Annotated in this window: 16 protein-coding genes; 9 read left to right on the top strand and 7 right to left on the bottom strand. The window is 71.0% G+C overall.

Annotated elements, in window-relative coordinates; all coding sequences use genetic code 11:
* Positions 1–3: 3 nt before the first annotated feature.
* Positions 4–1167 (bottom strand): FAD-dependent oxidoreductase, encoded by a 1164-nt coding sequence (locus ABEA24_RS49865; RefSeq protein WP_345442979.1) that lies wholly within the window; start codon positions 1165–1167, stop codon positions 4–6.
* A 174-nt stretch (positions 1168–1341) separates the two neighbouring features.
* Here ABEA24_RS49865 and ABEA24_RS49860 point away from each other — a divergent pair, with 174 nt between their 5' ends.
* Positions 1342–1701 carry a YbaB/EbfC family nucleoid-associated protein gene (locus ABEA24_RS49860; protein ID WP_345442977.1) on the top strand — a complete coding sequence of 120 codons (360 nt, stop codon included), beginning with the start codon at positions 1342–1344 and terminating at the stop codon, positions 1699–1701.
* Here the strand turns inward: ABEA24_RS49860 and ABEA24_RS49855 are convergent.
* From ABEA24_RS49855 to ABEA24_RS49835, 5 genes are all read right to left on the bottom strand, one after another.
* Positions 1667–2200, bottom strand: coding sequence for a hypothetical protein (locus ABEA24_RS49855; RefSeq protein WP_345442975.1), 534 nt, complete (start codon positions 2198–2200; stop codon positions 1667–1669). The genes ABEA24_RS49860 and ABEA24_RS49855 overlap by 35 nt on opposite strands.
* Positions 2197–3132 (bottom strand): hypothetical protein, encoded by a 936-nt coding sequence (locus ABEA24_RS49850; protein WP_345442973.1) that lies wholly within the window; start codon positions 3130–3132, stop codon positions 2197–2199. Before ABEA24_RS49850 ends, ABEA24_RS49855 begins: the two co-directional genes overlap by 4 nt.
* Complete coding sequence (locus tag ABEA24_RS49845; RefSeq protein WP_345442971.1) at positions 3129–3452, bottom strand: hypothetical protein; 324 nt, start codon at positions 3450–3452, stop codon at positions 3129–3131. The genes ABEA24_RS49850 and ABEA24_RS49845 overlap by 4 nt, the downstream gene beginning before the upstream one ends.
* Positions 3453–3946: 494 nt before the next feature.
* Positions 3947–4999, bottom strand: coding sequence for an NAD(P)H-dependent amine dehydrogenase family protein (locus tag ABEA24_RS49840; protein WP_345442969.1), 1053 nt, complete (start codon positions 4997–4999; stop codon positions 3947–3949).
* A gap of 16 nt (positions 5000–5015) precedes the next feature.
* The gene (locus ABEA24_RS49835; protein WP_345442967.1) at positions 5016–5795 is read right to left on the bottom strand and encodes an SDR family oxidoreductase; all 780 of its coding nucleotides are present in this window, start codon (positions 5793–5795) and stop codon (positions 5016–5018) included.
* Between the two features lie 114 nt (positions 5796–5909).
* Between ABEA24_RS49835 and ABEA24_RS49830 the strand changes: the two genes are divergently transcribed.
* The 3 genes from ABEA24_RS49830 to ABEA24_RS49820 all read left to right on the top strand — a co-directional run bounded on the left by ABEA24_RS49830 (position 5910) and on the right by ABEA24_RS49820 (position 8764).
* A complete protein-coding gene (locus ABEA24_RS49830) occupies positions 5910–6551 on the top strand; it encodes a TetR/AcrR family transcriptional regulator (RefSeq protein WP_345442965.1) in 642 nt (213 codons plus the stop codon).
* A gap of 91 nt (positions 6552–6642) precedes the next feature.
* Positions 6643–8190, top strand: a complete 1548-nt coding sequence (locus ABEA24_RS49825; protein ID WP_345442963.1) for an FAD-dependent monooxygenase — start codon at positions 6643–6645, stop codon at positions 8188–8190.
* A 67-nt stretch (positions 8191–8257) separates the two neighbouring features.
* Positions 8258–8764: a hypothetical protein gene (locus ABEA24_RS49820; protein ID WP_345442961.1), complete on the top strand. Its 507-nt coding sequence runs from the start codon at positions 8258–8260 to the stop codon at positions 8762–8764.
* Positions 8765–8829: 65 nt separating this feature from the next.
* Here ABEA24_RS49820 and ABEA24_RS49815 read toward each other — a convergent pair whose 3' ends face one another.
* Entirely contained in the window at positions 8830–9510 is a 681-nt protein-coding gene (locus ABEA24_RS49815) for a helix-turn-helix transcriptional regulator (RefSeq protein ID WP_345442959.1), read from the bottom strand.
* Positions 9511–9815: 305 nt separating this feature from the next.
* Here ABEA24_RS49815 and ABEA24_RS49810 point away from each other — a divergent pair, with 305 nt between their 5' ends.
* From ABEA24_RS49810 to ABEA24_RS49790, 5 genes are all read left to right on the top strand, one after another.
* Complete coding sequence (locus tag ABEA24_RS49810) at positions 9816–9947, top strand: hypothetical protein (RefSeq protein WP_345442957.1); 132 nt, start codon at positions 9816–9818, stop codon at positions 9945–9947.
* Between the two features lie 35 nt (positions 9948–9982).
* The gene (locus ABEA24_RS49805) at positions 9983–10105 is read left to right on the top strand and encodes a hypothetical protein (RefSeq protein WP_345442955.1); all 123 of its coding nucleotides are present in this window, start codon (positions 9983–9985) and stop codon (positions 10103–10105) included.
* Between the two features lie 121 nt (positions 10106–10226).
* On the top strand, positions 10227–12713 hold the full coding sequence (locus ABEA24_RS49800) for a DUF6624 domain-containing protein (RefSeq protein ID WP_345442953.1): 2487 nt from the start codon (positions 10227–10229) through the stop codon (positions 12711–12713).
* Positions 12710–13873 (top strand): hypothetical protein, encoded by a 1164-nt coding sequence (locus tag ABEA24_RS49795; RefSeq protein WP_345442951.1) that lies wholly within the window; start codon positions 12710–12712, stop codon positions 13871–13873. Before ABEA24_RS49800 ends, ABEA24_RS49795 begins: the two co-directional genes overlap by 4 nt.
* Positions 13867–15072 (top strand): JmjC domain-containing protein, encoded by a 1206-nt coding sequence (locus tag ABEA24_RS49790; protein WP_345442949.1) that lies wholly within the window; start codon positions 13867–13869, stop codon positions 15070–15072. Before ABEA24_RS49795 ends, ABEA24_RS49790 begins: the two co-directional genes overlap by 7 nt.
* Positions 15073–15076 lie beyond the last annotated feature (4 nt).

Genomic DNA, 15076 nt, shown 5'->3' with positions numbered 1-15076 from the left:
CGCTCAGACGGGAAGCGTGGCGTTCCACTCGAGCAGGCGCATCAGGTCGTCGCCGCCGCGGGCCGCGGGCGGGCGAGACCCCTGAGGCGGGTCCTCCCCGGCGCGCTGCGGCGTCCGGGCGCTGGTCATGCGGGCGCTGGTCGCGATGTTCGCGTCGGTCCGCGGCCGGCGCAGTCGTTCGTACGTCTCGAGCGCCGTTGTGTTCGCGTCGCGCAGCGCCTTGGCGAGTACGACCGCGTCCTCGAGCGCCATCGACGCGCCCTGGCCCGTCGCCGGGGACGCGGCGTGCGCGGCATCCCCGATGATCAGCATCCTGCGGGTGTGCCACCGCCCGACCGCCGGGAGGTCGTACGCGTTGGTCACCATGAGGCGGTCGCCGGTCGCGGCGACGATGTCCGCGGCGGGGGTGGCGTCGCGCCGCAGCAGCGGAACGAGCTCGCGCTTCCAGCGCTCGGCCGTGCCCGCCTCGATCTCCTCGGCGGACAGTTCGTCATCGGCGACGCGGGCGAACCAGTAGGTCTCCCCCTCCGGCGACACGGCGTAGCCGAACGCGGCGGCGCCGCCCCGGACCATCTCGAACGTCTCCGGCCGGGCCGAGGGCGGCGCCGCGGCCGCGTACCCGTAGAAGACGCGCTGGCCGGCGTAGCGCCGCGGATCCGCCGCGGGGTCGATCAGCCTCCGTACGGTGGAGTTCAGCCCGTCCGCGCCGACCAGCAGGTCGCACCGGGCGGTGTCGCCGTCGCCGAACCGCGCCTGGACGCCGGTCGCGTCCTCGGCCGCGGCGACGAGCCGCTTCCCGTGCCGGATCTCGATCCCCCTGCGCGACGTCTCCGACCGAAGCGCCGTGCAGAGCTCCGCGCGGCGCAGGCAGCGGTACCGGGTCAGCGGGTCGTCGTGCTCCCCCATCGGCCGGACGGCGACCTCGGCTCCCGCGTCGTCGACCAGGCGCAACGTGGTGAGCGAGAACCCGGCCTCCGCCACCGGGCGGGCCGCGTCGACCTGGGCGAGCGCGATCATGCCGTTGCTCGCGAGCGTGAGGAACGCGCCGATGTCCGCGTCGGCGTGCGGGTGCGCCTCGTACACGGTGACCTCGAACCCGGCCTTGTCGAGCGCGAGTGCCGTCGCCAGTCCGCCGATGCCCCCGCCGACGACCAGAACCGATGTCATCCCCGTATCCCGTCCCCGCCCGACACGTACGCTTCCATGATCGCTCATCGAACCGCGTCGGGCAGGGCCCCCGCAGGCGCTCCCGGCATCGGGATATTCGGCCGGCCGGGCCGCGCAGGTTAATTAGCGGTTACGCATTTCGGGCATGATGCCTAATATCCATAGAATCTTCACATGGAGTTCGAGCGGCAGCTGTTCGAGGAAACGATGCGTGACCTGCGGTCACGTGTCCGTGACGCGTCCCGCACCCAGGAGGCCCTGCAGGACCTCTCGGTTCAGGTGGAGAGCGAGGACGGACTCATCAGCATGACCGTGGGACCGCCCGGCCACATACGGGGACTGCGGTTCGATCCGCGAGCCAAACGGCTCGACCTTGAGACGCTCGCCGAGCGGATCGTGGAGATGGTCAACAACGCCTCCGACATCCTCAAGGAGGAGCAGGCCCGGCAGGTTCAGTCGCTGATGCCGGACTTCCCCGTGGACGAGATCATGGCGGACTTCACGCGGATGAACGCCCCTCCCGACGCTCGCTGACGGCTCCGGAGCGGTGGAACGATCCACGGCCGACGTGGATCGCCACCACCGCGAAGAAGATCAGCACGAGGAAGGCGAACGCGTTCGAGATCCAGTCGTGGCCTCCGAGGCGGTAGGCCGTTCGCGCGTTCGGCCGCAGCCGCACTGGGATCCGTTCGCCGGCCGCCCAGCCGCGCACCGAGTCCAGCCGCAGCGACACGCCGGGGACGGGAGATCCACCGGCATCGGGGACGAACGTCCCCGCGCACGTCATCGTGGGCCGGTCCCCACCGGACGGGTGCGAGGTCCCGCACCGCGCGATGGTCAGCGTCCCCGCCCTGCCGGGACTCCCCCACGGACCGGCCGTCGTGCGTACCGTCCAGACGCCGAACCACACCGCCGCCGCCAGCAGGGCGATGCCGCCGGCCAGGGCGGCACCGCCAAGCAGCCGGGGGACGGGACGGACCTGGTCCGGCCCCGCGTCGGGCTCGCCATCGCTCCGATCCGCCGGACGGCTCACGGCCCGGTCCCGCCGGATCCGATCGGTCCCTTCGCGGGGTTCTTCGCGATGCGGGTGCCGTGGATGATGAGCTTGTCCACCTCCTGCTGCCACGTCGGCAGCCACTGATCCGGCGACTTGCCCACTTCCATGTTGTTGACCACCGTGTAGACGTTCGAGCCGACCATCCGGGCGCCGAACCCCAGCAGCCTGCGCCCCGCGCCGCTCGACGTGAACCGTCCCAGCGGGGTCTTGCCGACGGCGCCGGCGGTCAGGTCGGCGGCGCCGTCGAAGGCGAAGTTCGCACCCACGGCCTGCACGAACTGCACGCCGTTGTCCTTCAGGGAGTACGGGTCGTACCCGATGATCTTCTTGGCGTCGTCGTCGTAGTCCGTGAAAAGGTCCGCCACGCCGAAGACACCCAACTGCAGCAGTTGCTGTCCCGCCGCGTAACCGATGCTGTCGAACAGGTACTCGAGGAGCTTGATCATGATCTTCTGGAACAGCGTCCGCTGCGCCATCGCCTGAATCGCCGCCCGGTCGCGGATGACCGCCAGCTCTGCCAGCGTGCCCATCCACCCGGTGATCCACCCGTAGGCGATCGTGAACAGGATGTTGATGTAGGTCTGGATGGCCAGGATGGTGAGCACGAGCCGCATCTTGTCCACGGCGTCGGCATAGCCGTTGCACACCGCCTGGACGCGGCGGCAGTACGCGGCGAGCTCGTGCGGATACGGCGCGAACTCCTTGGTCCAGAATTTCGTGAACTCGTCGATTCCGCGTCCGGAATTGTGCGACCAGATGTCCGAGGCCATCGGATCGCTGGTTCTGATGCTCGCCTCGAGACGATCGGCGATCTGCCCCCAGATGGCAGCGGCCTGCCGCGCCTTTCCGGAATCCCCTTTCGGCATTTCGACGCCGCCGATCCACCACAGGATCTCTTCGACGGTCATTTCGGCACCTTGGGGAGGGAGATGATGATGTTCCACTCACCGGCGTCGACGTTGTCGGCCATCTGCGTCAGACGCCCGGCGATCTCCTCGTAGGCCGTCATGACGGCGAGCGCGTCGGTCAGCGCGGCGTCGTGACGGACGCGGTATCCCGGCTTGCCGTCGGCCCCCTCGTAGAAGGTCCGGCCGGCGTCATCGTCGCCCCAGAAGTTCCCCACGCCCTCCAGGGCCCGTACGAGGCCGAGGAGGTCGGTCGCCAGGTCGGTACCCTCCTTGGCGATCTTTCCGGCCTGCCGCTTCAGGTCAGCGGAATGGATGCCCATGTCCGGCCCGGACGGCCGCGGGCCGGGCGGGGGAGACATCGGCGGCGCCGGACGGGTCGGCGGGGCGCTCGGGGACGGAATCGGAGCCGGTGGGCCGTACGTCGGCGGCGCCGGCCGCGTGGGTGACGGCGTCGGGGTGGAGGTGGGTGACGGAGTGGGCGATCCGGTCGGGGACGGCGACGGACTCGCGGGCGGAGTCGTGCTCGGTGGCGGAGTCGTGGGCGGAGTCGTGGGCGGAGTCGTGGGCGGAGTCGTGGGCGGAGTCGTGGGCGGAGTCGTGGGCGATCCGGTGGGTGAGGGCGTACCGGTCGGAGTCGGGGTCGGTGTCGCGGACTCCGTGGGCGTGGGAACCGGCCCCGGACTCTCGGTCGGTGACGTGGACATCCGGCCATTATCCAGGCTTTCCAGAGTGATGACGGAAGCCGACCGTTTCGTCGTTGTTTTAAGTGTGTTTCCGTGATGTTAATCGATCCAGAAGCGACGAATACGGTGTCTCAGACCACCAGCCCTCTGCCGGTGATGAGAGGCAGGTCGAGGGCGGTCAGCAGGCCCGGACGGGCCTCGACGACGGTGGGGACGGCGTTCACCAGGCGCATGGCGGTGGCCTTCAGACCGGCGGTGTTGTGGTCGCCGTCCGTGCCGAGGAGCTGGAGGTCGACGGTGTAGTTCGGCTCGCCGCGCACCTCGACGCGGTAACAGCCCTTGCCAGCCGGCTGCGGCCAGTCGGGGGCGAGGTCGTCGCGCAGGCGGGTGACGTGCTCCAGCACGATGACCGGACGGCCCCCGCGCATGCCGCGGACCTCGAAGCGCAGCGCGGCGGCGGTGCCCTTCTCGATCCGGCCCGCGTCGACGTCGAACGCCTCCGGAGCGGGCAGGCGCGTGTGCCACTCCTCCAGGCCGTCCAGCTCGACGTCGAGCCCGGCGGCGAGCTGGCGTACGACGCTGCCCCAGGCGAGGGACAACACGCCCGGCTGGAGCAGCATCGGCGGGTCGTCCATCGGACCGCCGAAGCCCATGATGTCGAACAGCACCGTGGCCTGGTCGTACGTCGCGTAGTTGAGGATCTCCAGGCAGCGGACCTCGGTGATGCGCTCGCTGATGCTCGTGACGGTCAGCGGGAGCCAGTCGTTGGCGAAGCCGGGGTCGACGCCGTTCACCCAGATCGACGCGCCGCCGTCGAGGGCGGCCTGCCGGATCGGCGAGCCCATCGCCTCGTCGGGGAACTGCAGGAAGACCGGGCTGCTGGAGACGACGTTCACGCCCGCGCGGAGCATGCGCTGCAGGTCGTCGAGGGCCTCGGCGAGCCGTACGTCGGCCATGGAGGTGTAGACGACACAGTCGGGGCGGAGCGCGAGGACGGCGTCGGCGTCGTTCGTGGCGGTGACACCGAGCGGCTCGAGGCCGGCGAGCTCCCCGGCGTCGCGGCCGACCTTTGCCGGGTTGGAGACCCACACGCCGGCGAGTTCGAGGTCGGGACGCGCGGTGATGCCGATCAGGGCGTTGCGGCCGACGTTCCCGGTGCCCCACAGCACCACGCGACAGGTCATCCACGTACTCCTCAGGTCACAGGTCGGGGAGGCCGAGATCCAGGGTCGGCTGGTCGGTGCCGCCGTCGACCTCGAGGACGCGCCCGGTGACGAACGCGCCCGCGGGCGAGGCGAGATAGAGCACGGTCGCGGCGATCTCCTCCGGGTCGCCGATGCGCCGCAGCGGGGTGTTGTTCTCCATGGTCGTCCGCAGGCCGTCGTCGCTCGTCACGATCTCCAGGGCGGAGGTGGCGACCGAGCCGGCGGCGATGGCGTTGACGCGGACACGCGGCGCGAGGTCGAGCGCCGCCAGCCGGGTGTAGTGCGCGAGGGCCGCCTTGGTCGTGCCGTAGGCCAGGAAGCCGCGGCCGGTGATGCGGCCCATCACGGAGGAGATGTTGACGACCGAGCCCTCGGTCATGTGCGGCACGGCCGCGCGGGTCAGGGCGTGCGCGATCCCGACGTTGAAGTGGAAGGCCTCGGCCAGGAACGCGTCCGTCGTGTCGAGGAAGGCGCGGGGCATCGTGCCGCCGACGTTGTTGACCACCACGTCGATCCGGCCGAAGGCGTCCACCGCCGCGGCGGCCAGCCCGGCGGCGGCCGTCAGGTCGGTCAGGTCGCCGGGGACGACCACGGCCCGCCGCCCCGCGTCCTCGATCTCGCGCGCGACCTCGCGGAGCTGGTCCTCGCTGCGGGCCGAGATGAGCACGTCGGCACCGGCCTGGGCGAGGGCGACCGCGGTCGCGGCCCCGATCCCGCGCCCGGCACCCGTGACGATCGCGGCCCGGTCGGTCAGGCGAAAACGGTCCAGGATCACGACGCGAGCCTAAGCAGAACTAGAACACGTTTCAATACCTCTTATGTTGCCGGAACGGAAAACTTGCCGACTCGGCATCTTTTCCAGCACGGCAAGATCGGGTACGGTGATCCCATGACCGCCGGTGACGGGGCTCCCCTCGGGCTACGGGAGCGAAAGAAGCAGGAGACGCGCGCGGCACTGAGCTGGGCGACGATCCGCCTGAGCGTCGAGCGTGGCTGGGACGGCGTGACGGTGGAGGACATCGCCGCGGAGGCGAACGTGTCCGTCCGCACCTTCCGCAACTACTTCTCCAGCAAGGCCGAGGCGTTCGTCGCGTGGCACCTGGACCGCATGCTGCACGTCGCGGACGACCTGCGCGCCCGCCCGGCCGACGAGCCCCTGCCCGAGGCGATCACCCACGCGCTGCGGGCACGCTTCGCGCCCGCGCCGGGAGCCGACCGGGCACCGCGCAGCCGGGAGTTCCTCGACCAGTGGGTCAAGGGAATCCGCCTCATGCTCACCGAGCCGGACGTGCAGGGCGAGTTCCTCAAGGCCAACCTGATCGTCCAACGGGAGCTGGCCGGGGCGATCGCCGAGCGCACCGGCACGGACGCGACCCGGGACCTCTATCCCACCCTCGTCGCCGCCGCGACCGGCGCGGCCACCACGGCCGCCATGGACCACTGGCTGCGCTCCGACGACCCGACGGTCCCGGTCGACGTTCTCCTGAACGACGCGCTCGACCGGCTCTGGGCCGGACTGCCCGTCCCCTGATCCCAGCCCTCGCACCAGCCCCGCGCGCTCCGGAAGCCGCCGGGCCACCCCGTCATGCCTTCTTACCGCCCCTCACCAGGAGGAACACCCAATGATCAACGATGTCGTCATCGCCGGCGCCGGACCCAACGGGCTCATGCTGGCCTGCGAGCTCAGTCTCGCCGGAGTACACCCGATCGTCCTGGAGCGACTGCCGGAGCCGAGCGCGGAGCCACGCGCCAACGGCCTGGTCGGCCAGGTCGTGCGCATGCTCGACCGCCGGGGCCTGTACGAGCGGCTCAGCGGGAGCAAGGAGCCGCCGCGGCCGATCCCCGGGTACATCTTCGGCGCGCTACGCCTGGACCTGGCGATGCTGGAGGACAACCCGGTCTTCATACTGCCGGTGCCGCAGGCCCGCATCACCCAGGTCCTGGCCGAGCGCGCCGTCGAGCTCGGGGTGGAGATCCGGCACGGTCACGAGCTCATCGACCTGGAACAGGACGATGAGGCGGTCACCGCCACCGTCGAGGGCCCGGACGGCTCTTACCGGATCAGGGCTCGCCACCTCGTCGGCGCGGACGGCGGGCACAGTGTGACGCGAAAGCGGTCCGGCATCGACTTCCCGGGCATCACCAGGGACGACACCATCTCCCGTACCGTGCACGCCTACCCGCCGGCCGCCTGGGTGGATCCCGCGACAGGGACGCTCGACGTCCCCGGCTATGGGGTCATTCCAGCGATCATGCACCACCGCACCGAGTGCGGCGTGTTCGCCTTCGCGCCGTTCCCGGGCCGGGAGCCGCTGGTCACCACCATGGAGTGGGGCGGATCGGAAGACGGCGACCGGCCGATGAGCCTGGAGGAGATGCGGGAGAGCATCCGCCGGGTCCTCGGTGTCGACATGCCGCTCAGCCCGCCGAACGGCGACGGGCCCCACCTGCTGCGGCGGTTGACGGGCGGCAACACGCGGCTGGCCGAGCGGTTCCGCGACCGGCGGGTCTTCCTGGTCGGCGACGCCGCTCACGTGCACTCCGCGATCGGCGGGCCCGGGCTCAACCTCGGCCTGCAGGACACCGTCAACCTCGGCTGGAAGCTGGCTGCCGAAATTCTCGGGCACGCCCCGCCCGGACTGCTCGACACGTACGAGACCGAGCGGCGGCCCGTGGCCGAGCGCGTGGTCATGCACACGCAGGCCCAGTCCGCGCTCATCGCCCCGGGCGGCGAGGTGACCGCGCTGCGCGAGCTGTTCACCGAGCTGCTCCGTGACCGGAACACCGTGCAGCGCATCGCCGACCTCATGGCGGGCGCGGACATCCGGTACGACATGGGGATACGGGACGCGCATCCCCTCGTCGGGCGGTGGGCGCCGGATCTGGCGCTGCGCACCGAGACGGGGACGGTCCGCCTGGCGGAGCAGGCCCGGGCCGCGCGGCCGATCCTGCTGGACCTGACGGAGGACGCGGCCCTCGTACGGGCCCTGTCCACGTGGGGTGACCGGCTCGACCTCGTCGCCGGGCGCCCGCACGATCCGGAACCGCCGGCCACCGCGCTGCTGCTCCGGCCGGACGGTTACGTCGCCTGGGCCACGGCCTCTCCCCACCCTGACGGCACCGAGTTGGACGACCTGCGTACCGCCGCGCGGCGTTGGTTCGGACTCTGAGAAGCCTCTGAGAAGCGCCTCTTACTCTGGCGCCGTCCGAAGATGATCTTCTTCGAGGAGGCCCGTAATGGGACTTTCAATCGCAGGGCGCGTGACGGCGGTGGCGATCGGCGCGCTGGCTCTCGCCGGGTCGGGCATGGCGACCCCGGCGTTCGCGTCGGACGCGCCGGCGCTCGGCATCCAGAACTGCTGGGTCAGCGGAGCCACCTACCGTGGCGTCACGGGCGGCGAGGTGGAGTACTGGGCCTGCTACGACATCGAGAAGGACGACCAGGGATACAAGATCTCCTCAGTCGTCCGTCTCCGCCGCGAGGAGGGCACGCCGGCTCCCGTCCAGGTCACCACCCTCGTCACGGGCGGGGAGGACGGCAGCGTCACGTCGGCGACCGTCGACCTGTCCAAGGACTCCGACTGGCACTACGTGCGCAGCCCGTGGAACCGCAAGACCGGCGTCTACAACGGCTACGGCACCTTCTACGGCCCGGGCATGGTGGACGTCAACGGCCGTCCGGACTACACGCCGGACGACCTGCAGTTCATGCACAACGATGACGCCTGGATCATCAACGACTGACCGGTACGGGAGCCCTCGCCGGGCGGGGGCTCCCGCTCCGCGCCGGGGGCAGGCCCGGGGTGGGATCATCGCCAGAGCACGGCGAGTTGCGTCCGGCTCGTGCAACTCGTCTTCCTGAGCGCGCGGCTTATGTGTTTCTTGACGGTGTCCACCGTCACGTGGAGATGCTCGGCGATCTCCTGGTTGGTCAACCCGGTGGCGACGAGGTCGGCGATCTGCAGTTCACGCTGGGTGAGGGACTCCAGGCCCACGGCGCGGGAATCGTTCGAGAAGTATTGCCGGAGCGATGGGATGAGCAATCGCCCGAGTTGGTATGAGATCAGCCTTTCCCGGAGTCCCGCATATCGACCGTCCGCGAACGCAATGGTCAGCGTCGCGTGATCGATCGGGATCGCCGGGATGAGGACTCTCACCATTTCACGGCCTCCTCCCAGCCCCGCACCGGAGTCGCCGGAAGGTGGAGGGAAGGCGTTCTTCGTGTGCCATCGGGCGATGAATTCCTCGACGAAGGCACGCGGGAAACGGTCGCGTTGCCGACCACCCGATACCCCGTGGCCTGCTGCGGAGCGGTCCGGCCGCTCGACGACAAACGCGTACGGCCAGTCGAAATGGTGCGCCAGGGAGTCCACGAGACGATCGCAGAGGTCCGGGCCGGTGGTCGCTTCGACCACGCTGTCCAGGACGCGCAATATCCGGCGGAAATCGCCGAGGTTCAGACCGTCATCGCAAGCCAGCAGTGTAGTCATCTCGCCACCGAAGGTGCACCGAAGAACAGGCCAACGGTCAAGTTGATCAAGAACCAACGTAACCCACATCCACGGGTATGGCGAGAAACTTGACGATCTCTTTTACCCATGCCCCCGCTCCCCCGCCCGCGACGTTACGAGCGCCGGCAGACCGCCTTGACGGCGACCGGATTCCACTTTTGGGCCATGTTCACAACGGACGGCGAAACCTAGCATCGGCAGGGCCGCCACCGGACACCCCTGATGGCGGCTGCGGCTGCTCCCCACCGGGACGCCTCCGCGAATCGTCCAAGGGAGGTTTCGTCATGCAGCACGACACAATCCTCGCCGGCAGCGACCAGGCACTCGACCTCATCGTCGGCGACCTGGAGAAGGACATCCCCGCCCGCGACTCCGCCGTGACCAGCAGCTGCTTCCGCACCATCTACTGCATCTGAGCCGGCACGACCACCTGCCCTGAAGGGATTTCGTCATGCAGCACGACACCGTCGGCAGCGGCCAAGCACTCGACCTCGTCGTCGGCGACCTCGAGAAGGACATTCCCGCCGGCGAGTCCGCCGCGGTCAGCTCCTGCCACCGCATCTACTGCATCTGATCCGGCTCGAGAGCCGTCCTGATGGCGCCGGGCGTGGTGCTGCCCGCGCAGCGGAACAGCGGCGCGACGCCCGCGTCATGACCAGATTCACCGGATCCCGTCACCAGAGGGTTGCGCGAGAATGACCGACGTCCTGTGGGAGACGGCCGGCCCGCCCGTGGCGTCGGCGGAGGCCACGGAGCCGGGTGTCGACCCGGAGACACTCGGTCTCTCCCCCGCCGTACGACAGGTCATCGCCGCCGTACGCGCCGGCACGGCGGGCGGCATCTTCCCTCCCGTGGCCCGGAGGCACCCCGAGGGCGTCATCGCGATCGACCGGTACCTGGCCGGTGACGCCGACGCACGGCTCCTCATGTGCGCCTTCGGCGAGGCACGGTTCGCCCCCTTGCTCGACCTGCTCGACCGCATCGACGCCTGGTGCCGGGCGGCGGCCGGCCGCCTCGCCGCGGTCATCGCGCCGGACGTGCTGAGCGTGACCAACGCCGAACTGTTCGGCCCTGTCGTCTCCGAGGCGTTCGTGATCTGCGCGGCCGGGCGGGCGACCGACGTCGTTCCCGCGCGGTGGGCGCGGTTCGCGGCGTTCCTGGACCTGTTCGGCGACCGGCTCCAGCGGGATCTGCGCCGGTCATGGTTTGACGAGCCGGAGTTCGCGCCGCCGGTCACCGCGTTGCAGGCGCACGACGCGGAGACGCACAACGGAGGGGCGCGCGTGCTCCGCCTGCAGATGGAGGGCGGCGGGCGCGTCGCTTATAAAGCGCGGCCGACGGGCGGCGAGGCGCTGTTCCTGGCCCAGAGCCGGACCGGCGAGGGAGGCTTCCCCGAAGGCCCGCCCGCATCGGTGTTCGCTCTGCTGAACGAGCTACCGGCCGCGTCCGGGGAGATCCGTCTGCCGGTCCTGCGCTGCCGAAGCGACGGCGACGGCGACGGCGACGGCGACGGCGACGGCGACGGCGACCCTACTCATTGCTGGCAGGAGTGGATCGAACCGCCCGCACAGTGGGGCACGATCCGCCGGTCCGAGGACCTCCGGCTCGAAGGGACGCTCCTGGATCCGGCCGAAGCGCCGCGTTTCTGGCATCGTGCCGGTTCGCTGACCTCGGCCTGCTTCGGCTTCGGGATCGGCGACCTCGGTGAGGGCAACATCCTGGCCGGTGCACGCGCCACCGACGATGAGCCGCTGCTCTACCCGGTCGATCTGGAGGTCTTCTTCGCGCCCGTCGAGCGGCTGCACGACACCGGCCTGGTGCCGGACACCCTCCACGACGGCACCCACCATGCGGGGCTGGAGAACGTGGCCCGCTGGTGCGGCGTGGACGGCCCACCGGCCTGCTTCCTCCCGGCGCCCGGAGGCGGCCTGCGGCTGGTCCTTCCCCGTGAAGCGTTCGCGCGGGCACGGGTGCGTTCGGTCGTCGCCGACCGGGCGGGGAACACCGGATACGGCCGGTACCTGCCCGCGTTCCTGCGCGGCATGTTCGACGCCTGGACCCTGATGTGCGTGCACCGCGACCGGATCCAGCGGCTCCTCGCGGACGCCTGCGGCGGGCGCTTCGTCCGGGTCCTCACCAGACAGACCGCTATGTACGCCGAGGCGCTGAACTCCTGGTCGCTGGCCGGCGAACATCTCGACGCCACCGTCTTCGGCCATCGGGAACTGGAGCAACTGGCCCGGCTGGACGTCCCCTACTTCTTTCGCGCGGTCGACGGCGGGCCGTTGCTCGTCATGGAGCCGCCGTTCTCCTTCCACGAGGTGGAGTCCACGATCGACGAGCTCTGGCCACCGGCGGCAGCGGTACGCCGTGGCGAGAACCTCGACCTCATCGGCCTCGGCGTCGCCCTCCGGGACGCCGTCGAGCACGTCTTCGGCGACGTCGTCGAACACACCGTCTCCGACTCCCGGTACGGCGTCCGGCTGCGCCTGTCCGGACCGGACGCCGGCGAGGTCGGATTCGACTGGCGGCAGGCCGGCCGCCGGGTCACCTACACCTGGGATCGGGCGAAGGTCCGGCTGCGGCTCGATCCCCTAAAGGCCTCGGCGACCGTACCGGCCATGCCCTCAGGCGCCGCGGAGGAGATCCGCCGCCGGTTGCTGCGGCTCGACCGTGTCGACGCGTCGTTGCGGAGCCGGTGGGCCGACGAGGGATTCACCGATCCCGCGCTCGACGAACGGTTGTCCGCGCTCACCGGCGCGGCCATGACCTGGCTGCGTGACGTCGTGGCGCGGTACGGCTGGCCCGGCGAGACGCTCGTGGGGCGCTCCGCGGCCGCGGCGGCCTGCCGTCTCGTCCAGCACGCCGACGGGCCACCCGACTTCCAGGAGCACTGCCTCGCCCTCATCCGCCGTGCCGCGACGGCCGGCGACGTGCCCTGGCGGCAGGTCGCGTACGTGACGGACGCGCTGTGCGTCCGTGACGGCCGGCCGCAGCTCTTCGGCACCAAGTTCCGCGCGGTCGAGGGCAGGCTCGTGCCCTTTCCCATCGAACGCCACGAACAGGTCGACGAGCGCCGCAGGCGCATGGGCATGGAACCGCTGAACCGTTACGCGGCACGCCTGCGGCGGCGGTTCCCGCACGCCGACGGTACCCGGGCACAGGAAGGCAGGGCCTCGTGACCACCGATGACAGCGCCGTGGACTGGGACACCCTCGCGGACCGTCACTGGGACAGGACCCCCGTCGTCCTGCGCGGGCGGGAGGAGGAACCCCCGGTGGCCGTGGACCGCGCCTTCGACGTGGTCGTCGCCGCCGCCGCGCCCTTCCGCGCCGGCACGAGGTTCCGCGCGCTGCCGGACGTGCGGTTCTTCACCGCCGCCGGCCGGATCCGCGCTCCCGGCGACCGGCTTCCCGGCCCGGACGACCCGACGGTGGACCACTACCTGAAGCGCCTCGACGGCGAACCGGGCCTGCTCGGCGTCGAGCAGCCGCTGATGCTGGACGCCGTCCTCTGGTCCCGGGTACGCGATCTGATCCGGCCGTTGTGGCAGCGGGTGGGGTTCCCCGTCCTGCCCGTCGTGGCGGAGCTGACGATCGGCGACGACTACGGCCGTGACGACGCCGGCGCGTCCACGCACGCGGTTCTGACCTGGGTGCTCCGCGGACGCCTGGAGGTACGGACAGGCGACCTGCGCGACCGGCCCGGGGACACGCTGCGGGCCGGGCCGGGAGACCTGCTCTATCGGCCGGCCGGCCTCCGGTCCCGGGAGAGCCACGAGAACGGCTGTCTCGCGCTCCATCTACGGATCCCGATGGATCCGCGGCTGCCGTCCGCGGCGGTGACCGGCCTGATCGCCGACCTTCTGCAGGCGCGGCGCGCCGACGGCGGGCGGGTCCCGTACCTGCCGTTCCCACCGCCACGCGGCTCCGACGGCGCGGTCCCGCCGATCGCGCCGCTGGTCTCCGTCGGCGAGGAGCTGAGCGGCGCGGCCGGCGACCCCGAACTGAACCGCATCCTGCGCATCCAGTGGGCGCGGCGGGTCAGCGCCTGCGGGCTCGAACCGGTCCCCGAGCCGGGCACGCCCGCCGCGCTGACGCCGGATCACCTGGTCCGGCTCACCGGCGAGGTCGTCCGCATGCCGGACGAACCAGGAGCCACGCTCTGGGCGGTGAACGGTCACGTGTTCACCGTGCGCGGGACATCGGCCGACGGCCTCCTCGACCGGCTGAGGACGCCGGTCACCGTCGGTGAGCTGACGGCCGGCGGCGACGGTCTCCTCCCGCTTCTTCACAGGCTGTCCGCCCTGCGCGGCATCGAGGTGCTGGAGGGCTCATGCTGACGATCGAGAACGGCTTCGACTGGGCGACGTTCGCCGCCCGGTACTGGGACCGGCGGCCCGTCCTCTTCAAGGCCGTCGTGTCGGCGCCCTTCGTCGAGGCAGAGGTGTTCCGCGCCGCCGTACGCGCGTCGGTGCCCTCCGATACGACGACGCAGTTCACCGTCGAGAGGTTGCAGCAGCCGGAGCCCGGCGATCTCCTGCCGGTCGACGGTGACGGTTCCTTCGACGGATACGACGCGCGGTTGACCTCCCGGCTGGACGGCCGCCGCTACGCGCTGATCATCAACGGCTTCCACTCCTTCGATCCCGGACTGTGGGCGCGCGAGCGCGCGTTCTACGCGGGGCTGTGGGAACAGGTCGGCCTGCCGCTGACCGGGGCGATCACCACGTTGTTCCACGGCACGTACGAGCACAGCCCGGTCGGCGTGCACAAGGACCGCTTCGCGACCTTCATGTTCGGGCTCCGGGGACGGAAGCGCATGCGTTTCTGGCCGGACCGGCCGTGGACCGAGCCGGTGACCACGGTCCTGGACTACCAGCCGTACGTTCCGGAGTCCTTCGCGGCCGAGGTCGAGCCCGGGGACCTGCTGTACTGGCCGTCGCGCTACTACCACGTCGGGGAGAGCGCCGGGAGCGGACCCGCCACCAGCGTGAACGTCGGGGTGCCCCGTGAGGAGCACCATGCCGACTACGACCTGCAGGACGTCCTCGTCGACGTCGACGCGGCGCTCATGGGCGACCGGGACGGCGCGCGAGCCGCCCGCCGGCTGCCGCCGGTGGACGCCGCGCTGACCGCTCCCGGCCCGGATGACACCGGCCGGCTCGCGCCGGGCCTCCCTCCGGCGCTGCGGCACGCCGTCCCGGCGGTTCCCCCGGACCGGGTCGGTGAGGTGTCGCTCCGCCGCTGGACGGCCTGCGGGTTCGAGCCCGTCCCGGCACCGGCCCCGCACCGTACGGTCCACGACGACACGGTCGTGCGCGGGGACGCGCGGTTCCCCGTGCTGTGGGACGACAGCGGCAGGTGCGCCGTCAACGGGCACACGGTCCGCACGCCGTTCTCGCCGCGCGAGCTGCGGACGATCCTGTCACCGCTGTCCTCCGGTGACCCGGTGCGCGTGGCCGACCTGCCCGGCGGCGACGAGACAAGACGACTGCTCATGGCCTTGGAGGGTTTCCGCGGTATCACGCGCGTCGGGTGACCGG

The organism is Actinoallomurus vinaceus, from assembly GCF_039542055.1.
GTDB lineage: Bacteria > Actinomycetota > Actinomycetes > Streptosporangiales > Streptosporangiaceae > Actinoallomurus > Actinoallomurus vinaceus.
Note: the sequence above shows the minus strand (reverse complement) of the source record. Positions and strands in the feature narration are given on the sequence as shown.

Bases quoted from the DNA above. Each gene is read 5' to 3' on its own strand.
- ABEA24_RS49850 (WP_345442973.1), bottom strand. From the start codon at position 3,132: ATGACCGTCGAAGAGATCCTGTGGTGGATCGGCGGCGTCGAAATGCCG.
- ABEA24_RS49805 (WP_345442955.1), top strand. From the start codon at position 9,983: ATGCAGCACGACACCGTCGGCAGCGGCCAAGCACTCGACCTCGTCGTC.
- ABEA24_RS49790 (WP_345442949.1), top strand. From the start codon at position 13,867: ATGCTGACGATCGAGAACGGCTTCGACTGGGCGACGTTCGCCGCCCGG.
- ABEA24_RS49860 (WP_345442977.1), top strand. From the start codon at position 1,342: ATGGAGTTCGAGCGGCAGCTGTTCGAGGAAACGATGCGTGACCTGCGG.
- ABEA24_RS49830 (WP_345442965.1), top strand. From the start codon at position 5,910: ATGACCGCCGGTGACGGGGCTCCCCTCGGGCTACGGGAGCGAAAGAAG.
- ABEA24_RS49840 (WP_345442969.1), bottom strand. From the start codon at position 4,999: ATGACCTGTCGCGTGGTGCTGTGGGGCACCGGGAACGTCGGCCGCAAC.
- ABEA24_RS49810 (WP_345442957.1), top strand. From the start codon at position 9,816: ATGCAGCACGACACAATCCTCGCCGGCAGCGACCAGGCACTCGACCTC.
- ABEA24_RS49820 (WP_345442961.1), top strand. From the start codon at position 8,258: ATGGGACTTTCAATCGCAGGGCGCGTGACGGCGGTGGCGATCGGCGCG.
- ABEA24_RS49815 (WP_345442959.1), bottom strand. From the start codon at position 9,510: ATGACTACACTGCTGGCTTGCGATGACGGTCTGAACCTCGGCGATTTC.
- ABEA24_RS49865 (WP_345442979.1), bottom strand. From the start codon at position 1,167: ATGACATCGGTTCTGGTCGTCGGCGGGGGCATCGGCGGACTGGCGACG.
- ABEA24_RS49845 (WP_345442971.1), bottom strand. From the start codon at position 3,452: ATGGGCATCCATTCCGCTGACCTGAAGCGGCAGGCCGGAAAGATCGCC.
- ABEA24_RS49800 (WP_345442953.1), top strand. From the start codon at position 10,227: ATGACCGACGTCCTGTGGGAGACGGCCGGCCCGCCCGTGGCGTCGGCG.
- ABEA24_RS49825 (WP_345442963.1), top strand. From the start codon at position 6,643: ATGATCAACGATGTCGTCATCGCCGGCGCCGGACCCAACGGGCTCATG.